Origin of the sequence: Halobellus ruber (assembly GCF_014212355.1) — an archaeon.
Classification (GTDB): Archaea; Halobacteriota; Halobacteria; order Halobacteriales; family Haloferacaceae; genus Haloquadratum; species Haloquadratum rubrum.
In genome coordinates, this window is record NZ_JACKXD010000001.1 from 927,063 (window position 1) to 948,454 (window position 21,392).

Here is a 21,392-nt window from a genome sequence, read left to right on the forward strand (position 1 = left end):
TTACGCTGCACCATCCCCGCCGAAGGCGTCCAGCCGCGACTGCTCGGCGGCCTCGGGTTCGGAACCGTCGTCGACCGACCCGCGGCCGTGCTTCCGGGCGATCGCCGCCGCCGCGTCGCGGCCGCCCGACAGCGACGCCCGGTCCGCGATCTCGGGGCGTCCTAAGGCGTCGGCGGCGTCCGGCCGCACCGCGGCGATCCGCTCGCCGAACTCCTGTCGCGCCGCGTCGTAGTCAACGACCGGCCGCGGATACGTCTCCCCGACGATCACCCCGCAGTCGGATTGGACCGAAAGCGGGGTCCGCTCCGGCCGATCGAGGTGCTCGTCGGGCAGCGGTTCCAGTTCCGGCACCCACCGCCTGATGAACTCGCCTTCGGGATCCTGATCGCGGACCTGCTTCCGGGGGTTGTAGCGCCGCATCGTCGGTCGACCGACCAGCCCGCACTGTGATTGCCATTGCGTGTAGTTGATCGATGCGACCGAGTCGAGAAGGTGGTGGTGGAACCAGTCGGCGCCCTCCTGCCAGGGTTGTTGGAGCAGGTGGTAGTAGAACGACACGCACAGCGCGCGCATCCGGAAGTTCAGCCACCCCGTTTCGGCGAGACACCGCATCGACGCATCGACCATCGGGTAACCGGTCTCGCCCGCCTTCCAGGCTTCGATCAACCCCTCGTCCCGGCGGTCGGCGTTGAACCCCTGGAGAACCGGGTTGACAGCGGTGTCGAGCCATTCGGGCCAGTCTTCGAGTTTCTGCTCGTAGTGTTTGTTCCAGAACAGCCGGGAGACGAACGTCTCGGTGCCTCGACAAGCCGGCGCGGTGGCCGCGACGTACTGGTAGACCTGCCTGACGGAGAGACAGCCGAACTTGAGATGCGGCGAGAGCCCGCTGGTGCCCTCGCGGGCGTCGACCGGCGAGGAGATGTTGCCGGGATACTCGCGGATCCGGTCGACGAACGCCGCGAGGTTCCGCCTCGCAGCGGTGGTTCCACCCTCCGGAACCATCGATTTCGCGGGTTCGACCCCGTATGCGGACTCGATGCCGCCGATCGTGACGCCCGTTGTGACCCCCCGGACCGAGACCGCCTCGGGGTTCCAGACGTGGTGATCGTCGGTCAGCCAGGCCTCGACGTGCTCGCGCCACCCGTCCCGCGGCCGGTCGACCCCGCGGACGAGGCCGTCGCCGTCGACGAACGAGACGCCCGCCTCCGAGCGGGCGCGGCGGTCGCGCTCCAGCCCGTACCGGCCGCTCGGCGTCGCCGCGGTTACGACGTCCCACCCGGCGTCGCGGAACCGGCCAAGCACCTCGACCGGGTCGCCGTGGGCGAGCGTGAGTCCGGCGTCCGCGGCCGTTCGGTACTGGGCGTCGAGGTCGGCCAGACAGTCGTGGAGGAACCCGACCCGGGCGTCGCAGGCCAGTCCGTCCGCCCCGTAGAACGACGGGTCGAACACGAACACCGGGAGGAGGGAGTCGGCCTCGGCGGCCGCCGCGACAACCGGGTGATCCGTAATCCGGAGGTGCTCGCGGTGCCAGACGACAGTGCCCGACTCGCCGGCGTCGAGCGTCGGGATCGCGGTCTCCAGCGGCCGATCCCCCAGGTCTACAGCGGTCGAGTCCGACATAATCTATACGGCGGCCCCCCGGGTCCCCGACGGCGATTTCGACGCGGGCCGCGGGCTGCTCCGGTCGGAATCGGCCGTGGCCGCCGAGCGAGGCGCCGCGGTATCGACGCGGGGTGCCCGATTCATCTCGTCTCCCGTACGGTCGCGGGTGACTTGTGGGTTCGGGCCCCGTCGGATCCGGGAGAGCGACGGCCCCGCCCGCGACTATTCGGGACGGACGAGGAGTTCGTCCGTGTAGAGGCTCCCCGCGGGCAGCTCCGACGCCGGGATCTCGTCGCCGTCGAGGTCCGTGAGGATGCCTTGCTCGGACAGCCACTCCACGAACGCGGCCCACCGATCGTGGTCCATCACCCCCCACTCGCCGTCGGGCGTGAGATACGCGTCGGCGAGGCGGCGCTGGCTCTCCCGGAGGAACTCGGGGTCGTCGACGTCCATCCCCTCGGCCGTCTCCTGGAGGATGTCCGCGGCCTCTTCAGGGTGCTCCGCGGCGAAGCGGTAGCCGCGTGCGGTGGCGGCGAGGAACGCGCGCAGCTCGTCGCTGTCGCCCTCGATCGACGTCGGCCGCGCGAGCAGCGCGGGGGTGTAGCCGTAGGGGATCCCGTACTCGTCGAGGTAGAAGGGTGTTAGCCCGATGTCGTCGCGCTCGGCCAGCAGCCCCTCCCACGGCATAAACACCCACGTCGCGTCGGCGTCGCCGTCGAGTAGCGTGTTCCAGATCCCGAGCTTCGGCGGGGTGACGATCTCGATGTCGCCCTCGCCGCCGTCGTTCCTGACGAGTTGCCGCACGATGTGGTCCTCGAACCGGGCGTCGTAGGAGGCGTAGGTCGCGCCGTCGAGATCCGCAGGGCGGTCGATTCCGCTCTCCTCCAGCGCGACGATCGCGCTCCTGTCAACCTGTGCGATCGCCGCGATCGCCGTCAACGACGGGTACTCCGGGTGGGTATGGTAGCTGATTACGCTTTCCGACGGGGCGATCGCGAGCGTGGCGTCGCCGGTGGCGACCCGCTTTGCGGGCGTCCGCTCGTAGTCGTCCTCAGCCGGGGAATGGATCGACACCGATACCCCGTTGTCGGCGTAGTAGCCCTCAGCCTTCGCGACGTAGAATCCCGTGTGATTGGTGTTCGGGGTCCAGTCCAGCGCGAGATCGATGGTAGTCATTCGCCGGTAATACCACACCAAAATAAAAAGCTCCTGTGGTCGCCCCGGTACGCCGAGTACGAGCGTGACGAACTGACCTGCTTCTCGACGTTGCCCTGCGCCGCGACAAAATTACAGCGGCTATTCATACTTTCAAACGTTTAAGAGGAACAAAATATATCAACCGAAATAAGTGGGCTATGGAACCTAACTGAGGTGGTCTCAAGAGATATAGTAAGAAATAGTAGTTATAACTTCTGTTGATATAGTAGCGTCTGCAACTGGTTGCACATCCGATCGCACGCCGTCGTGCGATCGAGTGAGCGAAGACTTACAAACGCTACTATAGCTTAGACGCTTCTCGGACGTTTACCCACTCGCCCCGGTCGTTGCTACGCTCGACCGCGTCCAAGATGTGCTGGACGTGCAGCCCTGCCTGGAAGTCCGGCGCGTGTGCCTCCCCGGAGGCCACCACAGAGAGGAACTCGTAGTTCTCGTGAACCAGCGTGTGCTCCCACCCCAGGACGTGACCGGGCGGCCACCATCGGTCGACGTACGGGTCGTCGGGGTCGGTGACCATCACGGTCTCGAACCCGCGGCTGTCGTCGGTGTGGACCTCCAGTTCGTTCAGGCGTTCGAGGTCGAACCTGATCGACCCCGCCGAGCCGTTGATCTCGATCACGTTCGCGTTCTTCCGTCCGGTCGCGTACCGAGAGGCCTCGAACAGCCCCATCGCGCCGCTGTCGAACTCGACCTGTGCGGTGTAGGCGTCGTCTACGGTGACCGGTCGGGTCTCGGTGCTCTCCTCGCCCTCGGCGTCGAGCGCCTCGCCCGCCTCGTCGGGAACGGGGCGTTCGTCCACGAACGTCTTCAGGTGTCCGGAAACGCGTGCGACGGGATCGTCGAGCAGGAACTGCGCGAGGTCCAGCGAGTGAGCGCCGAGGTCGCCGAGCGCTCCCGACCCGGCGATCTCCTCGGAGTTCCGCCAGCTCCAGGGCGCCGTCGGGTCGACCAGCCAGTCCTGGAGGTACTTCGCGCGGACGTGTCGGATCTCGCCGAGGGCGCCGTCGTCGACGAGCCGCTTCGCATACCGGATGGCGGGGACGAACCGGTAGTTGAACGCGACCCCCGCGGTGGCGTCGGACGCCGCCGCGGCGTCGGCCATCCGTTCGGCGTCCGCGACGGTGTGTGCGAGCGGTTTCTCACAGAAAACGTGTGTCCCCGCCTCCAGCGCCGCGATTGACGGTTCGGCGTGGACGTTGTTCGGACCGAGGTTGTAGAAGACGTCGACGTCCTCGACGACCTCTCGCCAGTCGGTCGCGTACCGGTCGAACCCCAGTCGGTCGACGGCGTCGGACAGCGCCGCCTCGTCGCGTCCCACGAGCACGTCGCGCTCGACGGTCGGCGCGTCCGGGAAGAACATCCCGAGTCGGGCGAGCGCGTTCGCGTGAGCGGTGCCGATGAACCGGTACCCGAGGAAGCCGACTGACAGTGTCATCAGTACAACGCCCCCGAGGTTCGACCGGTCCGCTCCTGTTCCGTCGGCGATCCAGTGCCGCACACGCCCCGCGTGCAACCCGAATCCATACGCCCACTCGACGCCCCCGGGTCATAAATCCGGCATCGTCTCCGAACCCACAGCCCCTGAGACCCCTCGATCCGGGAGCGACAGATCTTTTAGGGTTGCCTAAAGAATCCGAACCGATGCAACAGGACGTCTGTGTCGTGGTTCCCACGATCCGCGAGTACGAGTGTATGCGGGCGTACTTCGAGAACGCCCGCGAGCACGGCTTCGACCTCGATCGTTTGTTCGTCCTTCTGGTCACGGAGGACTTCTGCGACGTCGACGCGATGGAAGGGATGTTAGACGAGGAGGGCGTCGACGGCGCCGTCTACGACGGCACCCGGCGCGAACAGTGGTTCGAGTCACAGGGCGTCCCGGCTTTCTCCCATCTGATCCCGGAAGCCTCCCACGCTCAGACCAGTTTCGGCCTGCTGTATATGTGGGCCAACCCGCAGTTCGAGCGCGGCGTCTTCATCGACGACGATACCCTCCCACACGACGAGTGGGACTTCTTCGGGCGTCACCTCGAAAACCTCGACCGCACAGACGAGGTCGAGTCCGTCCGCTCGGACGAGCGGTGGGTGAACGTCCTCTACCAGAACGACGAGGAGCACGGCCTCTACCCCCGCGGGTACCCATACTCCGCGATGGACGAGGCCGTCGAGACCGACCGGCGACACCTGACCGACGTGGTCGCCTCCCAGGGGCTGTGGACGAACGTCCCCGACCTCGATGCGGTCCGGATCCTGATGGACGGCGACCTCGAAGGGCAGGCACAGACCCGGACCGAGAAGGCGGACTTCGACGGCGACTTCGTGGCCGAGCCGGGCCAGTACCTCACCGTCTGCTCGATGAACCTCGCGTTCGAGCGGGAGGTAATCCCCGCGTTCTACCAGCTGCCGATGGACGAAAACGAGTGGTCGGTTGGCCGGTTCGACGACATCTGGTCGGGGGTGTTCCTCAAGCGCGCGGCGGACCTCCTCGGCAAGGACGTCCTCACCGGCTACCCGCTGTGTGAGCACAACAAGGCGCCGCGGCCGACCTTCGACGACCTCAACAACGAGGTTCCGGGCCTCGAACTCAACGAGCACGTCTGGGAGGTCGTCGACGTCGCGGGCGAGGGCGCCGACACGTGGCGGGAGGCCGCGACGGCGATGGCGAAGGCGCTCGCCGACGGCGACTTCTCGGAGTGGAACAACGGCGACTTCCTCAACCACTGCGGGAACTACTGGCTGGACTGGCTGGCGTGCCTCTCGAAGGTCGCGCCACCAGCCGACCAACCCACCGCGGACGCCACGGTCGCCGATGACTGATCCCGTATCGGAAGGTATAAACGATTTAGGTAAGCCTAAAACAACTATGCACGAATCAGACGACACGCGGCGGACGCGCAGACGGTTCCTCCAAGCGGCCGCAGCGGCCGGCGTGATCGGCGTGGCCGGCTGCAACACGCCCGGCGAGGGCGGCGGCACCGACACGGAGACCGAGACCGGCGGCGGCAGTGCCGGCGACGGCGACCCCGAACAGATCGGTTCGGGGCGCTCGCCGTTCGGCGACCGCGAGGTCGGCGGCGTCACGATGGAGGAGATGCCGGACCTCGAGGGCGAACTCACGGTCTACTCCGGCCGCGGGGAGGCCCTGGTCGGCGAACTGCTGGAGTTCATCGAGGACCAGTACCCCGATCTGACGATCCGGCCGCGCTACAACACCGCCGCGGAACTCGTCAGCCAGATCGAGACCGAAGGCCAGAACAGCCCCGCCGACGCGTTCTACTCGGTCAACGCCGGCGCGCTCGGCACGCTCGCCAACCGCGGTCGGACGCAGTCGCTTCCCGAGGAGGTGCTCGAGTTCGTCCCCGAGAGCTTCCGGGACCCCGACGGCGAGTGGGTCGGCACCTCCGGCCGGGCGCGGTCGGTCCCGTTCAACACGAACGCGTTCTCCGCGTCGGATATCCCGCAGGACATAATGGCGTTCCCCGACACCGGCGCCTTCGAGGGCGAGGTCGGGTGGACGCCGACCTACTCCTCGTTCCAGGCGTTCATCACGGCGATGCGCATCCTGGAGGGCGAGGAGGCCACACGGGAGTGGCTCAACGGAATGCAGGATCTGGGTACGAGCACCTACAGCGACGAGTTCCAGGTGTCCCGCGCGGTCGCGGACGGCGAGATCTTCGTCGGCCTCGCGAACCACTACTACATCCAGCGCGTGCTGGCCCGCCGCCCGAATGCGCCCATCTCGACTGCGTTCACGCGGAACGACGCCGGCGCGATCTTCAACGTCGCCGGCGCCTGCGTGCTCGACACCGCGTCCGATTCGACGCTGGCGTCGAACTTCGTCCGGCACCTCCTCTCGGCGGAAGCCCAGGACTACTTCGCGCGCAGCACCTTCGAGTACCCGCTGATCCCGGAAGTCGAGCCGATCGGCCGGCTACCTCCGATCGACGAGTTGAACCCACCCGAGGATCTAGACCTCTCCCAACTCGCGGACCTCGAGGCGACGATCTCCCTCCTGCGGGAGACCGGTGTCCTCTGAGGCGCCCGGGACACACTCAGAATGGCTGCGGAGAACCAACCGATCGACGACGACACCGGGGCGGAAGACCGGCTCCCGCTGGGGCCGTCGATCGCTGCGGCTGCTGTCTCCGCGGCCGTGTTGCTCCCGGTCCTGTGGCTGATCAGGACCGGGTTCGGCGTCGGTTTCGACGCCGCGGCGGCCCTCCTGACCCGTCCGACGACGATCGAGGTGTTCGTCAACAGCGCCGTCCTGGTCGTATTGACGACGGTAGCCTGCGTCGCGATCGGCGTGCCGCTGGCGTATCTCACCGTCCGGACCGACCTCCCCTTCCGCCGCTTTTGGACGATCGCGGTGTCGCTGCCGCTCGTGATCCCGAGCTACGTCGGCGCCTTCGCGTTCGTGTCGGCGTTCGGCCCGCAGGGTGGCTTTCAGCGACTCCTCGCGCCGCTCGGAGTTGAACGGATCCCGGAGATCTACGGGCTGGAGGGGACCGTCCTGATCCTCACGCTCTACACCTACCCGTACGTCTACATCACCGCACGGGCGTCGCTGAAGTCGATGGACACCACCCTGATCGACGCCGCCCGGACCTTAGAACACGACCGGTGGGAGACGTTCCGACGGGTGACGGTCCCGCAGATCCGGCCGGCGGTGGCCGCTGGGGCGCTGCTGTCGGCGCTGTACGTCCTCGCGGACTTCGGCACGCCGCAGATCATGCGCTACGACGTGTTCACCCGGGTCATCTTCGTCGAGTTCGGGACGTTCGGCCGCGACACCGCGGTGCTTCTGTCCCTCCAACTCGTGGCGGTCACGGTGTTCATCCTGTGGCTCGAATCCCGGATCCGCGGCGAGGAGCGAACCAAGGCAGGAGGTCGGTCCCGCGCGCCCGTCCCGCTCGGCCGGTGGCGGTACCCGATGATGCTCCCCGTGGCGCTCGTCGCCGGCCTGGCGCTGGTCGTCCCGGTCGCCATCCTGGTGTCGTGGCTGGCCGCGACGGGGACGACCACGAACCAGGCGCTGGTCTTCGAGTGGTCGTTCGCGCTCAACTCCGTGACCGTCTCCGCGGCGGCGGCCGCGGCGGCGGTCGTCGCCGCGATTCCGGTGGCGTACCTCTCGGCCCGCCACGGGGGCCGGCTCCCCGACGCCTTCGAGCGGATCTCCTACGTCGGCTACGCGGTCCCGGGGGTCGTGCTCGGGCTCGCCTTGGTGTTCTTCGGGAGCAGCTACGCCGCGCCGATCTATCAGACGCTCTATCTGCTGGTGTTCGCCTACGTCATCCGCTTTCTCCCCCAGTCGGTCGGGTCGTTGCGGGCCTCCTTCCTCTCGGTCGACCCCTCGCTGCCGGAGGCCGCACGGACCCTGGGCCGGACGTCGGCGGGGGCGTTCCGGTACGTCACCCTCCCGCTCGTGGCCCCCGGACTGTTCGGCGGCGCGGCGCTTGTGTTCCTGACGACGATGAAGGAACTCCCGGCGACGCTGCTGCTCAGACCGTCGGGCTTTACAACCTTGGTCACGCACATCTGGACAGCATATGAATCGGGATACTTCGGACAGGCGGCGATCCCGGCACTCGTCTTGCTTTTCGTGTCGGGGCTGTCGATGCTCGTGATCCTCAGACAGGAGGGGTACGATGTCAAATAAGGGGCAGTCGACGGTCGAAAGCGGTGAGGGGCGAACCGAGGCGCCAATCGAACGCGAATCCACAGGCACCGTCGATGACGGGTCGCCGCCGGCCGCGGGTGGCAGCTCCCGCCCCGGCGACGACGTCGTCCTGGAACTGGACGACCTCCGGAAGTCCTACGGCACCGAGACCGTCGTCGAGGGGCTGTCGTTGTCCGTCCGCGAGGGCGAGATCCTGACGCTGCTCGGGCCCTCCGGGTGCGGGAAGACCACCACGCTCCGGCTGATCGCGGGGCTCGAACGCCCCGACGGCGGGGTCGTCCGCCTCAACGGCGAGTCGATGTCGGGGTCGACGTTCGTGGCTCCGGAGGACCGCGGCGTCGGCGTGGTGTTCCAGGAGTTCGCGCTGTTCCCACATCTGACCGCCCGCGAGAACGTCGCGTTCGGGCTGAAGGACCGCCCCGACGACGAGGTCGAGGAGCGCGTCGACGAACTACTGGAGCTCGTCGACCTCGAAGCGCAGGGCGAAAGCTACCCCGATCAGCTCTCGGGCGGCCAACAGCAGCGCGTCGCCCTCGCGCGGTCGCTGGCGCCGGAACCCGACATCCTCCTTCTCGACGAGCCGTTCTCCAACCTCGACGTCGACCTCCGCGTGGAGATGCGCGAGGAGGTCAGAGAGATCATCAAGCGCACCGGGGTGACCGCGGTCTCGGTCACCCACGACCAGGAGGAGGCGCTGTCGATCTCCGACCGGGTGGCGGTGATGACCGACGGCCGGATCGAACAGGTCGGCAAGCCCGAGGCGGTGTTCCAGCACCCCGAGTCCCGGTTCGTGGCGGCGTTCCTCGGCTACGCGAGTTTCGTTCCCGGCTACGTCTCCGGCGACACCGTCGAGACCGACCTCGGGGTCCTCCCCCGCGAGCAGATCCACGGGCTCGCACCGGAGTACGAACACACCCGCATCGACCTGCTGGTTCGCCCCGACGACGTGAGCGTGGTGCCGGTGGAGGACCCCGCCGACGCCTGCGGGCGCGTGGTCGGCCGTCGCTACCTCGGGCCGACGTTCCTCTATCAGGTCGAACTCGACACCGGCGAGTCGATCCAGTGTATGCACAACCACGACGAAGACATCCCCGAATCGGGCCCCGTGGACCTCGAACTCGGCGCCGACCACGAACTGGCGTGGTTCCCGCGGGAGCAACGCCCCGAGGACGACGCACGGTACGGTACCTGAACAGTGTCGCGGCGACGAGGGCTCCGGACCCGGGCCGAACGCCTCGGCCGAACCGTCCGCCGCGGCGTTCGTGCCCACCCCGAACGCCTCGTCGCCGCCGGCCTGGTCGCGGCGGTCGGCGTCCTCGTCTACGTGCTCGCGATCGAACTCTTCCCGTACCACTCGGTCAACGACGACGAGGGCGTCTACCTCTACCAGGCCGCGATGCTCCTGGAGGGGAAACTGTTCCTCAGGCCCGGAGCGATCCCGTGGGAGGCGGTCCGCCCGTGGTTCTTCGTCGTCGACTTCACCGACGACGGGGTCCGGATGTACAGCAAGTACTCCCCGGTCGCGCCGGCGATGTTCGCAGTCGGTCGGCTGTTGGGCGACTGGAACCTCGCGCTCGGCGGCATCGCTGCCGGAACCGCCGCCGGCGTCTACGCGCTGGGGGCCGCGGCGTTCGACCGCCGGGTCGGGCTGGTCGCGGTGGTCGCGCTGGCCGGCGCGCCGCTGTTCCTGATGACCTCGGCGACGTTCTTCTCGTACGCGCCGGCGACGCTTCTGAACGTCGCCTTCGCGGTCGCGTACGTCCGTGCCGCCCGCGTCGGAAGCCCCCGGTGGGGAGCGGCCGCGGGCGTCGCGATCGGGCTGGCGTTCTTCTGTCGCCCCTACACGGCACTTTTGTTTGCGATCCCGTTCATCGGCCACACCCTCGTTTCGCTCGCGGTCGCGTGGCGCCGCCACGCCCGGAGTCAGCGGTTCCGGGGCGTGCTCGCGCGTTCGGTCGCGATTGCGGTCCCCGGCGCGGCGTTCGTCGGGGTCACGCTCGGCTACAACGCGGTCGTGACCGGGGACCCGCTGACGTTCCCGTACGCCGCCTTCGCCCCGAACGACGGGATCGGGTTCGGGCCACACGAGATCCTCAACTACGAGCGGAACTACACCCCGGAACTCGCCGCGGAGACGACCGCGACGGCGATCGAGTACGTCTTCACCGACTGGATCGCGGCGGGGCCGATCGGGACCGCCCTCGCGGCCGTCGGCGTCGGTGCGGCCGGGCTTCGGGCGTGGCGCCGCGGCGGCCTCCGCGACCGCTTCGCGCCCGCGACCGGGATGGCCGACGGCGAGGTCGCCGCTCTCCTCCTCGCTGTCGTCCCCGCGGTGTTCCTCGGCGAGGCGTACTTCTGGGGGACCCACAACGGCCTCCGGAACGGCCTCATCGACCTGCTCGGTCCGTTCTACCACTTCGACGTCCTCGTCCCGATTGCGGTGTTCTCCGCCGCGGGCGCGGTCGGCCTGTGTCGGGGCCTCGCCACGGAACTCCGGCGGCACACGACCCGCCGCCGCGCGCGGATCGCCGTGCTCGTCGCCCTTGCGGTCTCGGCCCCGTTCGTCGCGGCCGCAGAACGGGACGCGGTCGAGGATCCCTACGACGCCAACGCGCTCCGGACCGACAACCTGGCGGCCACCTACGAGCCGTTCGAGGAGCGGTCCTTCGAGGACGCTGTCGTCTTCACCCCCGACCCGTACGGCGACTGGCAGGCACACCCGTTCCAGTATCTCCGCTCGGGCGGCGGGTTCGACGGCGATGTCGTCTACGCGACCGACGGCGGCCCGGAGCGTGATCTCGCGGTGCTCGCGGCGACGAACCGGACGCCGTACCGGTTCACCTACCGCGGGACCTGGACGGGAGCGGCGACGCCGGTGAACCCCGAACTCCGGCGACTCCGCGTTCTCGACGGGGGGAGGGTCCGCGCGCGAACGACCGTGGGGGTTCCGCAGTCGGCCGCGAGCGTGAGCGTCCGCGTCGAGACGCCCGAGGGGTTCGCCCGCTACACCGTGCCCGCCGAGGCGCGCGGGAACGGGACGGTCACCGTCGCGTGGCGGGTCGGCCCCGAAACCGCGGCGGCAACGAACCTCGCGTACGACGGCGGCTCCGCCGGTCGGTCGGTCCCCCTCGCCGACGGCGGCGCGGAGGTCGACCTCGCGGTCACGTTCGTCGGGAGCGGCGGGGCCAGCCTCACCTACCGGCAGGAGGCCACGGTGGCGAACGGCGCCGACGGCGTCGAAGTGGTGTGGCCGCCGGAGACCCGGGTCTGTCGGCTGACCGCCGAGTGTGGCTACGGGGGAACGTGGGTCGGTCCCGACGGCGACTACGTCGGCGGCGTGTCGGTCGAGACGGACGCACGGGTGGTCGACGGCGGGGCGTCGCAGGAACGCCCTCCCCCTATTCGACGGACAGCGGCCCGGTGAAGCTCACGTCGAGGACGTTCTCCTCGATCGCCCACTGCAGACGGGCGTCAAGCGGCATCGTCCCCCAGTCGTCGGGCCGCTCCGTCTCCGGAATCTCGTCGAGACGGGCCACGAGCGATCCGTTGAGGAACCGCCCGTTGCGCCCGCAGTTCGGGCAGGTCAGGACGATGAGCCGGACCCGGTAGGTGCGCTCTTCGACGTGCTTGCAGTGCGGGCAGACGTACGACTCGGTCACTGGAATCGCCTATGGACCGCAGTAACACGAATCTGTGGGTTCCGGACGGCCACGGTCGCCCGACTTACGGATCGACGAGGCCTCCCCCCAGTGACCTCACTCGCGGGATGTCGACGGCGTCCGTCGCCACACGATCGCCTGTGCGTTGTCGAGCGTGGCCGTCCCGTCGTCGACGGCGACGTCCGGGGGGACGAGCGCCGGCTCCCACCCCTCCTCGGGGATCGACGGCGCGTTGTCGTCCTCCCGCGCGTCAGCGACCAGGACTGCCGGCGAGACGTCGACGGCGACGCCCTCCATATTGCCCGCAAAGAGGAGTTCCTCGTCGCCGTCGACCCCGGGCGGCGCGCGCCGGTAGCCGTAGTAGAGGACCGTTCCGTCCGTGGGATGCCGATACGTGAAGTACTCGTCCTCGCGGAGGGTTGCACGGAGCCACGGCCGATCCTGTCGGAACTCCCGGGTCGCCCGGCGGAAGGCGGTCCGCGACTCGTCTTGCTTCTCGTGCCAGTGTTCGAGGTTCGCGAACGCGGCGATGTCGGCCATCCAAGCGTCGGCGTAGGCGACGAGGTCGGCCGGGGAGAGGTCCTCGAAGGGGTGTGCGAACGGCGAGAGCATCCTCGCAACCATATCGAGGTCGTAGTCGGTGACGCCGACCGCCGCCTCCAGCCCGGCCGTGAACGTGCGCAACTCCCCGACGGAGTCGAACCCGAGCGCCTTCACCCGCGGGAAGAACCGATCGTCGGCGAAGTCGCGGTCCCGCACCTGCCAGTGGAGGACGTTGACCTCGTTGGCAACGACCTTGACGTTGTAGTCGTCGTCGGTGTCGCGGACGAACCCCCACGGCGCCCGCATATTCGCGGTGAGAAAGTCCATCGGAACGCCCGGCAGGAACGCGTGGAAGAGCATCGTCGCCGCGGCGTTGTCGTACGCGGCGTCGAGCGTCTCCACGGGCGTCCCGCCCAGGTACGGGTTGACCGGGGATCGGGTGAAACCGGGATTGGGATCCACCTGTGTCCCGCGGCGGACAGTGTCGTGGTTGGCGACGCCGGTGATCCAGTGGCCGCCGAAGTCGGCGACCTCCCGGATCCGCCACCACTTCGTGGCCCAGAACGTCAGGAGCGCCGGGGTGTTGTGGGCGAACGTGACCGGCGACCACTGGAACGAGTGGGGGTGTTGCTCGATCAGCGCGCGGTAGGAAGAGGCGAGTTCCCAGTCCTCGCGGGGCCACGGCCGCCCGTCCTCGAAGATCATCCACGGTCGGTACTCGGAACCCGCCACCTCCTGAACGACGGCGTCCATCTCCGCGAGGAAGTCGTCGTCGTGGTACATCTCGCCGGTCTCGGGGTCGTAGCTCGTGAAGTCCTGGGCGCCGTCGACGCGGATCCCGTCGGCGCCGAAGTCCATTTTCCGCCGCTGGAGTTCGAGGATCACGGCCCGGACGGTCGGCTCGGTGTAGTCGAGATGCTTACCGTACATCCCCGGTCCCAGAACGTAGCGGTCGGAGAGTAGTTCCGCCCCGCGGTCGTCGGCGTGTCCGAGTGCGATGTCGAAGACTACCTTGATCGGCTCCGGAAGCGCGTGACAGGCGGCGATGAAGTCGACGAGTTCGTCGGGGCGGCCGGACTCCAGCAGCGCCGGGTTCGGCGCCGAGAACGCCGAGACGACGATGTCGTACCCCCAGTTGATCTGGTCCGGTCTGGCGACTCTCGCAACCAGTTCGCCGTCGGCACGGCCCGTCTCCGACCAGAAGTCGTGACCCGTGCGGCTCTCCGTGAGCGGTTCGACCGGCATCAGTTGAATCGCGTCGTAGCCGACGAAGTTTCGCTCCCAGGCGGCGAGGTCCTCGCCGGCGCGGCGCTTCTCGCCGATGGCGCCGTAGCGGTCAGCCAGCCCGGCAAGCGACCCACGCTCGGTCGCGGTTCCGGGGTGGATCTCCAGCATACTCGTCGCGGGGTCGACGCGCGGGACGCCGTCGTCGGGCGTGGTCGCGACCCTCTCGCCGTCGGTTCCCAGCGTCTCGAAGTACTTACGGTCTGGGCGGGTCTCGTCGAGCCGATCGCGGTCGTAGAACTCCGCGGGGGCGAACGGGCCGAACGGGACCGAGTACGCAAGGGGATCGGGGACGGTCTCCCACCCCGAATCGGTCTCGTACGCCAGCCGGTACAGCGAGCCGAGGGTCTCGCGCGTTCCCGCGCGCATCCCCGCGACGACCCCCCAGTGGTACTCTCCTTCACGTTCGAGGGCGACGAGCGTGCGATCGAACGCGACCGCCCGTGTGTTGGTCGACCCCGGGTCGAGGTCCGCCGGCGGCGAGAGCACTTCGAGATAGACATCCGAGGGCGGGACGTCGGCCTCCACGATTTCGGGCGTCCAGAACCCCACGCGTGCGTGCCCGTCGTGGGTCACGTGGGCACCGAGCCGACGGACGAGGACCTTCGCGGCCGCGAACTCGTCGTCGTGCGTTTCGACGACCTCGCGGTGCCACGCGACCAGGTCGTCGGTCCGCCCTTCGAGCAGCCGCGGATCGTCCGAGGACGATCCACCCCCGTCAACCGGTGGCGGCATCATTCGACCCTGAAGACCGCGACGTCGTCGACTTCGAGCCCCTTGGCGGTCGCGAGCGACTCGCCGGAGACCAGGTCGGTGGGGTCGACCGCGCGGTCGATACGGAGGGTGGCCGGTTCACCGGCGAAGTTCAGGGCGCAGACGACCGTCCCGGCGTCGCTCTCCCTGGCGTACGCGACCGCGCGGTCGGTGTCTCTTTCGTGGTCGACTCGGACCAGCGTCGCGTCGCCGCGGAGTTCGGGGACCGATTTTCGGAGCTCCACCAGCCGCTCGTAGTGGTTGTAGAACTCCTCGCGGGCGTCGTCCCACGCCAGCGCGTCCCGGCGGCCGCGCTGGCCGAGCTCCTGGCCGCCGTAGATCATCGGGACCCCCGGCAAGGTGAAAAGCGCACCCGCGGCGGCGAAGGCGGCATCGTCGCCGCACTCGACGACGTACCGGGTCTCGTCGTGGTTCTCGACGTAGAGCAGAAACTCCGCGTGGGGCGGGAACCCGATCTCCGTGCGGCCGTCGATCGCATCGAGGATCGCCTCGGCGGGGACGTCGCCGCGGCCGACCTGTCTGAGCGTGAAGTACAGCGTCGTATCGAAGTGGACGTCGAACATCCCGTTGTGGAAGTCCGGCACGTAGGGGATGGTCTCGTCGAGCAGCAGGAACTCGGGGTCGCGGGCCTTTACCCGCTCGCGGAGCTCCTGCCAGAACGACCCCGGGACCGCCCACGCCATATCGCACCGGAAGCCGTCGGCGACCTCGGACCAGGTGTCGACCGCGTCCAGCAGGTGCCGCCGGACCGAGAGGTTCTCGAAGTTCCAGTTGGCGATGTACTCCCACCCGAAGTACGTCTCCGGGTCGCCGTTGTCCTGCCAGTCGTACCAGTCGTAGTACTCCGAATCGGGGTCACCGTAGGCGTCCTGGAAGAAGGGGTGATCACGCGCCGAGTGGTTCATCACGAGGTCGAAAAGCACCGCCATCCCGTTGTCGTGGGCGGCGTCGACGAACGCCTCGTAGTCCTCGCGCTCCCCGAGGTCCTCGGCGATGCTGAAGAAGTCGACGATGTTGTACCCGTGGGGCGCGTGGTCGTTTTCGAGCACCGGCGTCAGCCACAGGCAGTCGACGCCGAGGTCCGCGAGGTAGTCGAGCCGATCCTCGATGGCCTCGAAGACGGACCCCTCATCGACGTCCCCGCCGGCGAACCCCCGGACGTAGATCTCGTAGAACGTGAGGTCGCCGGCCCACCCCGGCGGGTCGTTCGGGCGCCGGACCTCGAAGGCCTCGCTGGCGGGCGTTCCGACCCCAGCGTCGGCGACGTTGCCGTCGGGGAGCGCCACGCGGGTGAACTCGACCGTATCGGGGACGCTGTAGGCGCCTGCTACCGCGACGCCGTGGATCCGCACGCGGTCGCCCACTGCGGCGACGGGGATCCGAAGCTCCCGGCCCCGAACCGTTACCGCATCGGGGTCGACGTCGTCGCGGTCGTCGATCAGGAACTCCACCTCGCCCGCGCTTGGACCGTCGGACGGGAACGTCGGGTCGGCGCGTACGACCAGGTACTCCCCTTCGAGGGCACCGTGCAGCTGGAGCAGGGGACGATCCACCACGGGCCCGGTCGCGCGTCCCCGCCCGGAGCCCGACCCGGGGGCGTCGTCGCTCGGTTCCGGACTGCCCTGCTGGCTCCCTCGCCCGACGCCGCCGCTTCCGGCGCTGACGCCGCGACCCCGGTCGGAAGCGCGGACGTCACCGAACGCCCGAACGGTGAGGGAGTGGGTTCCGTCCGGCGCATCGAGCCGCAGTTCGTAGGTCCCGGCCGCGTCGGGCTCGAACTCGAGTACCGGCGTTCGCTCCGGGAGTTCGAGCGTGCTGGCGACGGGGGCGCTACGGATCCACCAGTTGTACGTCGCATCCGGATCCGGGTCCCGCGGGGCGAGCTGGACGCTCTCACCGACCGCGAGAAAGCGTGGGGGGCCAGGGTGTTGCATAGGCGAGCCAACGACACCTTGGGCCTTTGTCTTTGCCCTGGAACCCACGCTCACCGAAGCGTCCCGTCGTTCGCGACCGGTGCAGTCCGCTTCCGTCAATACTTATGCGTCGGCGTGCACGAAGCGGAGTATGAGACTCCGGACCGTTCTGAACGAATACAAACGCGACCGCGACGGGCGGTTCCCCGGGGAGCTGCCGACCGTCGAGGGCGCGTTCTCCGGTCACGGCGACCGGCTGGTCCACGTCAACGGCGACGGCGCGCTTCGCGACTACTCCTCGTCGCTTTCGGGACTCTACGGGATCGACCGCTCGCGGTTCGCGATCGAGGCCGGCGGGGAGACCCGGTGGTTCGACGACCTCGATCCGGTCCGCCAGCACTACTACCGGGAGACGAGCCTCGTCGAAACCGAGTACAACGCGGGATCGTACACCATCCACCAGTACGACCTCACGCTCGGACGGGCCCACGTCACCCACGTCGAACTCCGTGGCGCGATCCCGACCGACGCCCACCTGACTGCCTTCCTGACGTTCGCCCCCGAGGGTCGCGAAACGAGGGTCGGTCGGCTCATCCACGACTCCGGCGGGCCCTCCGACACCCAGGCCGTCGAGGTGTTCCACCGGACCGAACACGACTACGTCACCGCCTCGACCGGCCTCGACGACGTGCGCGCGCAGGTCCCCGAACGGTTCGACGAACTCCTCTCCGACGATGCGTTCGACCTCCCGCGGGAGGCCGCCCTCGACCGCTACGAGGACACCCACCTCAGCGGCGACATCATCGTCTCCGCGCCCCTGGAACGGGAGGGTCGCGGCGCCCGCACGACGCTCGTCACCCAGCTGTCCGATCACGGGGAGGTCGAACGGGAGGAGGCGCTTTCGGACCTCCGACACTGTGCGCTGTCGCACGCCTCCGCCGACGACATCCGGGCCGCCGCCCGGGAGCGCGCGGAGGTCGTCGTCCCGGAGAGCGCCCCGCGAAAGCGGACCGTGCGGGCGGATCTCCGCGTGCTGTCGCTTTTGACCGCGCCCTCCGGCGCGCACGTCGCCGCCCCCGAGTTCGACCCCTTCTACACGCACTCCGGCGGGTACGGCTACACGTGGTTCCGTGACGAGGCCGAATGCGCCCGACACCTGCTCCGGAGCGACGAGCTGCTGGGCCTGGACTCGCAGTCCGAACTATCCGCACTCGCGACGTTCTTCTGCGGGACGCAGCTCGACGACGGGTCGTGGCCCCACCGCGTGTGGGCCATCGACGGTTCGTTGGCTCCGGGGTGGGCGAACGCCCGGATCGAGGGCACGGACGGCGTGGAGTACCAGGCCGACCAGACCGCGAGCGTCGTCTCCTTCCTCGCGACGTTGCTTGCCGAACACGAGCCGGACCTGTCGCCGGCGCTGACCGGACGGATCAGGCGGTCGATTCGGGCCGGCGTCGACGCCCTCGATGACTCCCTCGAACGCGACGGGCTCCCCGAGCCCTGTCAGAACCTCTGGGAGAACATGATCGGCCGGTTCACCCACACCACGGCCACGTTCCTGCAGGCGTACGCCACCGTCGCCGCCGCGCCGGTCGACGCCAACCTCGCGGATCGCGCCGAATCCCGGGCCGACGCCGTCTTCGAGGGGCTCGACCGACTGTGGGACGACGACCGCGACGTGTACGCGCTCCGGTCCCACGGCGGGGAGTTGGACTCGCGGCTCGACTCGGGGACGTTCGCCCTGGTGGAGGCGTTTGCGGCGTACGACCGGCTCCAGGGGCTCCCGAACGCGGCGATCTCGCGGCTCGAGAGGCATCTGGATACCACCCTCGAAGGGCTCTACCGCGAACCGATCGCGGGCGAGGACGGCGTCGCGGGCCTGGTCCGGTTCGAGGACGACTCCTGGCGATCGGCCGACCAGGACGGCGAGAAGCTGTGGTCGGTCTCGACGGCGTGGGGCGCCCACGCCGCCGCGGAGTTCGCCGCGATCCTGGACTCCCACGACAGGGACGCCGACGCGGAGGCGTTCCTCGCACGGGCGACCGACCTGTACGACCGGCTGAGCCTGTCGGGGCCGTTCGCCACCGACGCCGGCTACCTCGCCGAGCAGATCTTCGACGACGGAACGCCCGACAGCGCGACGCCGCTGGCGTGGTCCCACGCGATGCGACTCCGCCTCACCGGCACCCTCGCGGCGGCGGACGCCCTGCCCGCGCCGAAGACCGCCCCCTCGGGGCCGAGTGCCCGCCCGAACTGGACCACCGGCGAGAAGTACGGGATCGGAACGGTCGCCGACCACGACTCGGCGGACCCCTCGCGGGTGTGGTTCACCCTCACCGAGGGGTCGCTGACCGAGGTCCGGTTCCCGCGGGTCGACCTGATGAACCTTCGGACGCTCGATTTCCTCGTCGTCGACGCGGGAACGGACGCAACCTACACCGCCCGGACGCACAACGAGACGCGCCGGGACGACGACGCCGACACCATCGACCGACGCGCGGAGATCGTCGAGGAGGAGGCCCTGTTGTTCCGCCACGTCGTCACCGAGACCGGCGACGGCCGGGGCCACGAGTGGACGCTGACCGCGGAGTACACGACCGACCCCGAACACGACACGCTGCTTGCGAGCGTCGACTTCGACGCGCCCGACGGCAACGAGTACGACGTGTACGTGGTGGCGGATATGGCGCTCACGAACAGCGGCGCCACGGACCGGGGGATCAGGCTGGAGGGCTCGAACGGCTACCAGCTCGTCGCCCGCGACGCCGAGGCGTACGATCAGGCGGGCGCCACCGAGCCCCTCCTCATCGACGAGGACGGCGAGGAGTACTCCGTTGCGGCCGCGATGTCGCCGCCCGGGGGGTTCGAGTGGGCGACCGTCGGGGTCGGGGGCTCGGAGTTCCTCGGGGAGCTGTTCGAGGCCGGAAACCCGCCGAAACCCGAACCCAGCGTCGACGACGAGACCGTCGTGCTCGTCGGCCGGCTGGGCTCCGGGACGCGCGTTTCCGACACCGTCGCCGTCGGGTTCGCGGAGAACGCCGACACCGCGGCGGCGCTCGGCGAGGCTGCCGGCGCGCTCAGCCGGGGGTACGAGACGGCGCGGGCGGCCTACCGCGACTTCTGGGAGGGATTCCTCGGCGGCCGGACGCTGCCGGCGTCGGTCCGCGACGACGACGCCCTCCGGAAGCAGTACAAGACCGCACTGATGTGTCTCCGCGCGGTCGAGGACAAGACGTTCATCGGCGCCGGGATCGCCTCCCCGTCGGTCCCGTGGGGGGAGGCCGTCTCCGCGGAGGAGGCCCGCGGCTACGGCTACAACTTCGTGTGGTCACGCGACCTCTACCAGGTGGTCACTGCCTTCGAGGCGGCCGGCGACGTCGACATCGGCGTCAAGGCGCTGGAGTACATCTACGAGTATCAACAGGACGACGACGGGTTCATTCCGCAGAACACCTACCTGAACGGACGGACGCGCTGGGGCGGCGAACAGATGGACAACATCTCGTTCCCACAGGTGATGGCGTGGACGCTCCGGCAGCGCGGCGTCGACTTCGATGACGTCAGCTACGGCTACCGCAACGTCAGGCGCTCGGCCGAGTACGTCGCACGAAACGGCCCCGAGACCGCCCAGGAGCGGTGGGAGGAGGAGGCGGGCTACTCCCCGTCGTCGATCGCCGCCGAAATCGCCGGACTGGGGTGTGCGGCCGACATCGCAACCGAGGAGGGACACGACGCCGACGCCCTGCTCTGGCAGGCGCTGGCCGACGAGTGGGCCGACCGGGTCGAGGAGTGGACCGCCACCACCACCGGCACCGCCCGCCACACCAACACGCCGTACTACGTCCGCGTGACCCGGGACGGCGACCCCGACGCTGGCCACCTCCGCACGCTGGCCAACGACGGGCCGACGCTCGACGAGCGGGAGATCATCGACGCGGGGTTCTTAGAGCTCGTCCGGCTGGGAATCAAGCCCGCCGACGACGGGACCGTCCGCAACTCGGTCGCGGAGGTCGACGCCACCCTTCGGGTCGACACGCCGCACGGGCCGGCTTTCTACCGGTACAACGGCGACGGCTACGGCGAGCGTGCCGTCGTCGCGGAGGGGGCGCCGTGGTCGGTCGAATCCAAGGGCAAGGGTCGGCTGTGGCCGATCTTCACCGGCGAACGCGGCGAGTACGAACTGGTGTACGGCACCGACTCCGGCGACCTCGCGCCCGACCGGATGCTCGAGACGATGGCGGGCTTTGCGAACTCCGGGCGGATGCTCCCCGAGCAGGTCTGGGACCGCGAACACACCACCGACTTCAACTGGGAGTTCGGCGAGGGCACCGGCGCCGCTACGCCGCTGGCGTGGTCGATGGCGCAGTACGTCCGGCTGGCACACGGCGTCGACGCCGGCGCCCCGGTCGAGACGCCCGCCGTCCTCCGGGATCGGTACGTCGAATCCGACCGCCCGCCCGGGCCGGCGCTCCGGGTCGAAACCCGGTTCGAGGGTGATCAGCTCGTGGTCGCGGGGTCGACCGACGCCGCAACCGTCGCGGTGGGGACCGCCTCGGAGTCGGTGTTCCTGACGCTCGAGGAGGACTCCTTCGAGGTGTCGCTCCCCTTCGACCACGGCGAGTCCCCGATCACCGTTGCGGCCGCAACCCACGAGGACCTCGCGGCGGCCGGGACGACCGTCGAACGGATCCGGCTGTAGCGGCCGGCTGCGAAGGGGGTCGG

12 protein-coding genes are annotated in these 21,392 nt (G+C 69.1%); 6 read left to right on the forward strand and 6 right to left on the reverse strand.

All coding sequences use genetic code 11. The features are described from left to right. The 3 genes from H5V44_RS04795 to H5V44_RS04805 all read right to left on the reverse strand — a co-directional run bounded on the left by H5V44_RS04795 (nt 1) and on the right by H5V44_RS04805 (nt 4,255). Entirely contained in the window at nt 1–1,620 is a 1,620-nt protein-coding gene (locus H5V44_RS04795) for an FAD-binding domain-containing protein (protein ID WP_185191957.1), read from the reverse strand. 204 nt (nt 1,621–1,824) lie between these two features. Next, nucleotides 1,825–2,778 (reverse strand): ABC transporter substrate-binding protein, encoded by a 954-nt coding sequence (locus H5V44_RS04800; RefSeq protein ID WP_185191958.1) that lies wholly within the window; start codon nt 2,776–2,778, stop codon nt 1,825–1,827. Nucleotides 2,779–3,100: 322 nt separating this feature from the next. Then, nucleotides 3,101–4,255, reverse strand: coding sequence for a Gfo/Idh/MocA family protein (locus tag H5V44_RS04805; RefSeq protein WP_185191959.1), 1,155 nt, complete (start codon nt 4,253–4,255; stop codon nt 3,101–3,103). A gap of 206 nt (nt 4,256–4,461) precedes the next feature. On the opposite strand from H5V44_RS04805, the gene H5V44_RS04810 reads away from it, so the two are divergent. Genes H5V44_RS04810 through H5V44_RS04830 form a run of 5 tightly spaced genes read left to right on the forward strand, consistent with a single transcriptional unit; the run spans nt 4,462 to nt 11,921 of the window. Continuing rightward, entirely contained in the window at nt 4,462–5,634 is a 1,173-nt protein-coding gene (locus tag H5V44_RS04810) for an alpha-1 4-glucan-protein synthase (protein ID WP_185191960.1), read from the forward strand. Between the two features lie 46 nt (nt 5,635–5,680). Beyond that, a complete protein-coding gene (locus tag H5V44_RS04815; protein WP_185191961.1) occupies nt 5,681–6,853 on the forward strand; it encodes an extracellular solute-binding protein in 1,173 nt (390 codons plus the stop codon). Nucleotides 6,854–6,874: 21 nt separating this feature from the next. Next, entirely contained in the window at nt 6,875–8,476 is a 1,602-nt protein-coding gene (locus H5V44_RS04820) for an ABC transporter permease (RefSeq protein WP_185191962.1), read from the forward strand. Continuing rightward, nucleotides 8,466–9,689, forward strand: coding sequence for an ABC transporter ATP-binding protein (locus H5V44_RS04825; RefSeq protein WP_185191963.1), 1,224 nt, complete (start codon nt 8,466–8,468; stop codon nt 9,687–9,689). Before H5V44_RS04820 ends, H5V44_RS04825 begins: the two co-directional genes overlap by 11 nt. A 3-nt stretch (nt 9,690–9,692) precedes the next feature. Beyond that, complete coding sequence (locus H5V44_RS04830; RefSeq protein WP_343067681.1) at nt 9,693–11,921, forward strand: DUF7846 domain-containing protein; 2,229 nt, start codon at nt 9,693–9,695, stop codon at nt 11,919–11,921. On the opposite strand, the gene H5V44_RS04835 is transcribed toward H5V44_RS04830, so the two are convergent. The 3 genes from H5V44_RS04835 to malA form a co-directional block, all read right to left on the reverse strand. Then, nucleotides 11,896–12,156 (reverse strand): hypothetical protein, encoded by a 261-nt coding sequence (locus tag H5V44_RS04835; protein ID WP_185191964.1) that lies wholly within the window; start codon nt 12,154–12,156, stop codon nt 11,896–11,898. The genes H5V44_RS04830 and H5V44_RS04835 overlap by 26 nt on opposite strands. A 96-nt stretch (nt 12,157–12,252) precedes the next feature. Continuing rightward, the gene (gghA, locus tag H5V44_RS04840) at nt 12,253–14,718 is read right to left on the reverse strand and encodes a glucosylglycerol hydrolase (protein ID WP_185191965.1); all 2,466 of its coding nucleotides are present in this window, start codon (nt 14,716–14,718) and stop codon (nt 12,253–12,255) included. Continuing rightward, nucleotides 14,718–16,691 carry an alpha-amylase MalA gene (gene malA / locus H5V44_RS04845; RefSeq protein ID WP_185191966.1) on the reverse strand — a complete coding sequence of 658 codons (1,974 nt, stop codon included), beginning with the start codon at nt 16,689–16,691 and terminating at the stop codon, nt 14,718–14,720. Before malA ends, gghA begins: the two co-directional genes overlap by 1 nt. 130 nt (nt 16,692–16,821) lie before the next feature. Between malA and H5V44_RS04850 the strand changes: the two genes are divergently transcribed. Next, nucleotides 16,822–21,369 carry a glycoside hydrolase family 15 protein gene (locus tag H5V44_RS04850; RefSeq protein ID WP_185191967.1) on the forward strand — a complete coding sequence of 1,516 codons (4,548 nt, stop codon included), beginning with the start codon at nt 16,822–16,824 and terminating at the stop codon, nt 21,367–21,369. Nucleotides 21,370–21,392: the final 23 nt, after the last annotated feature.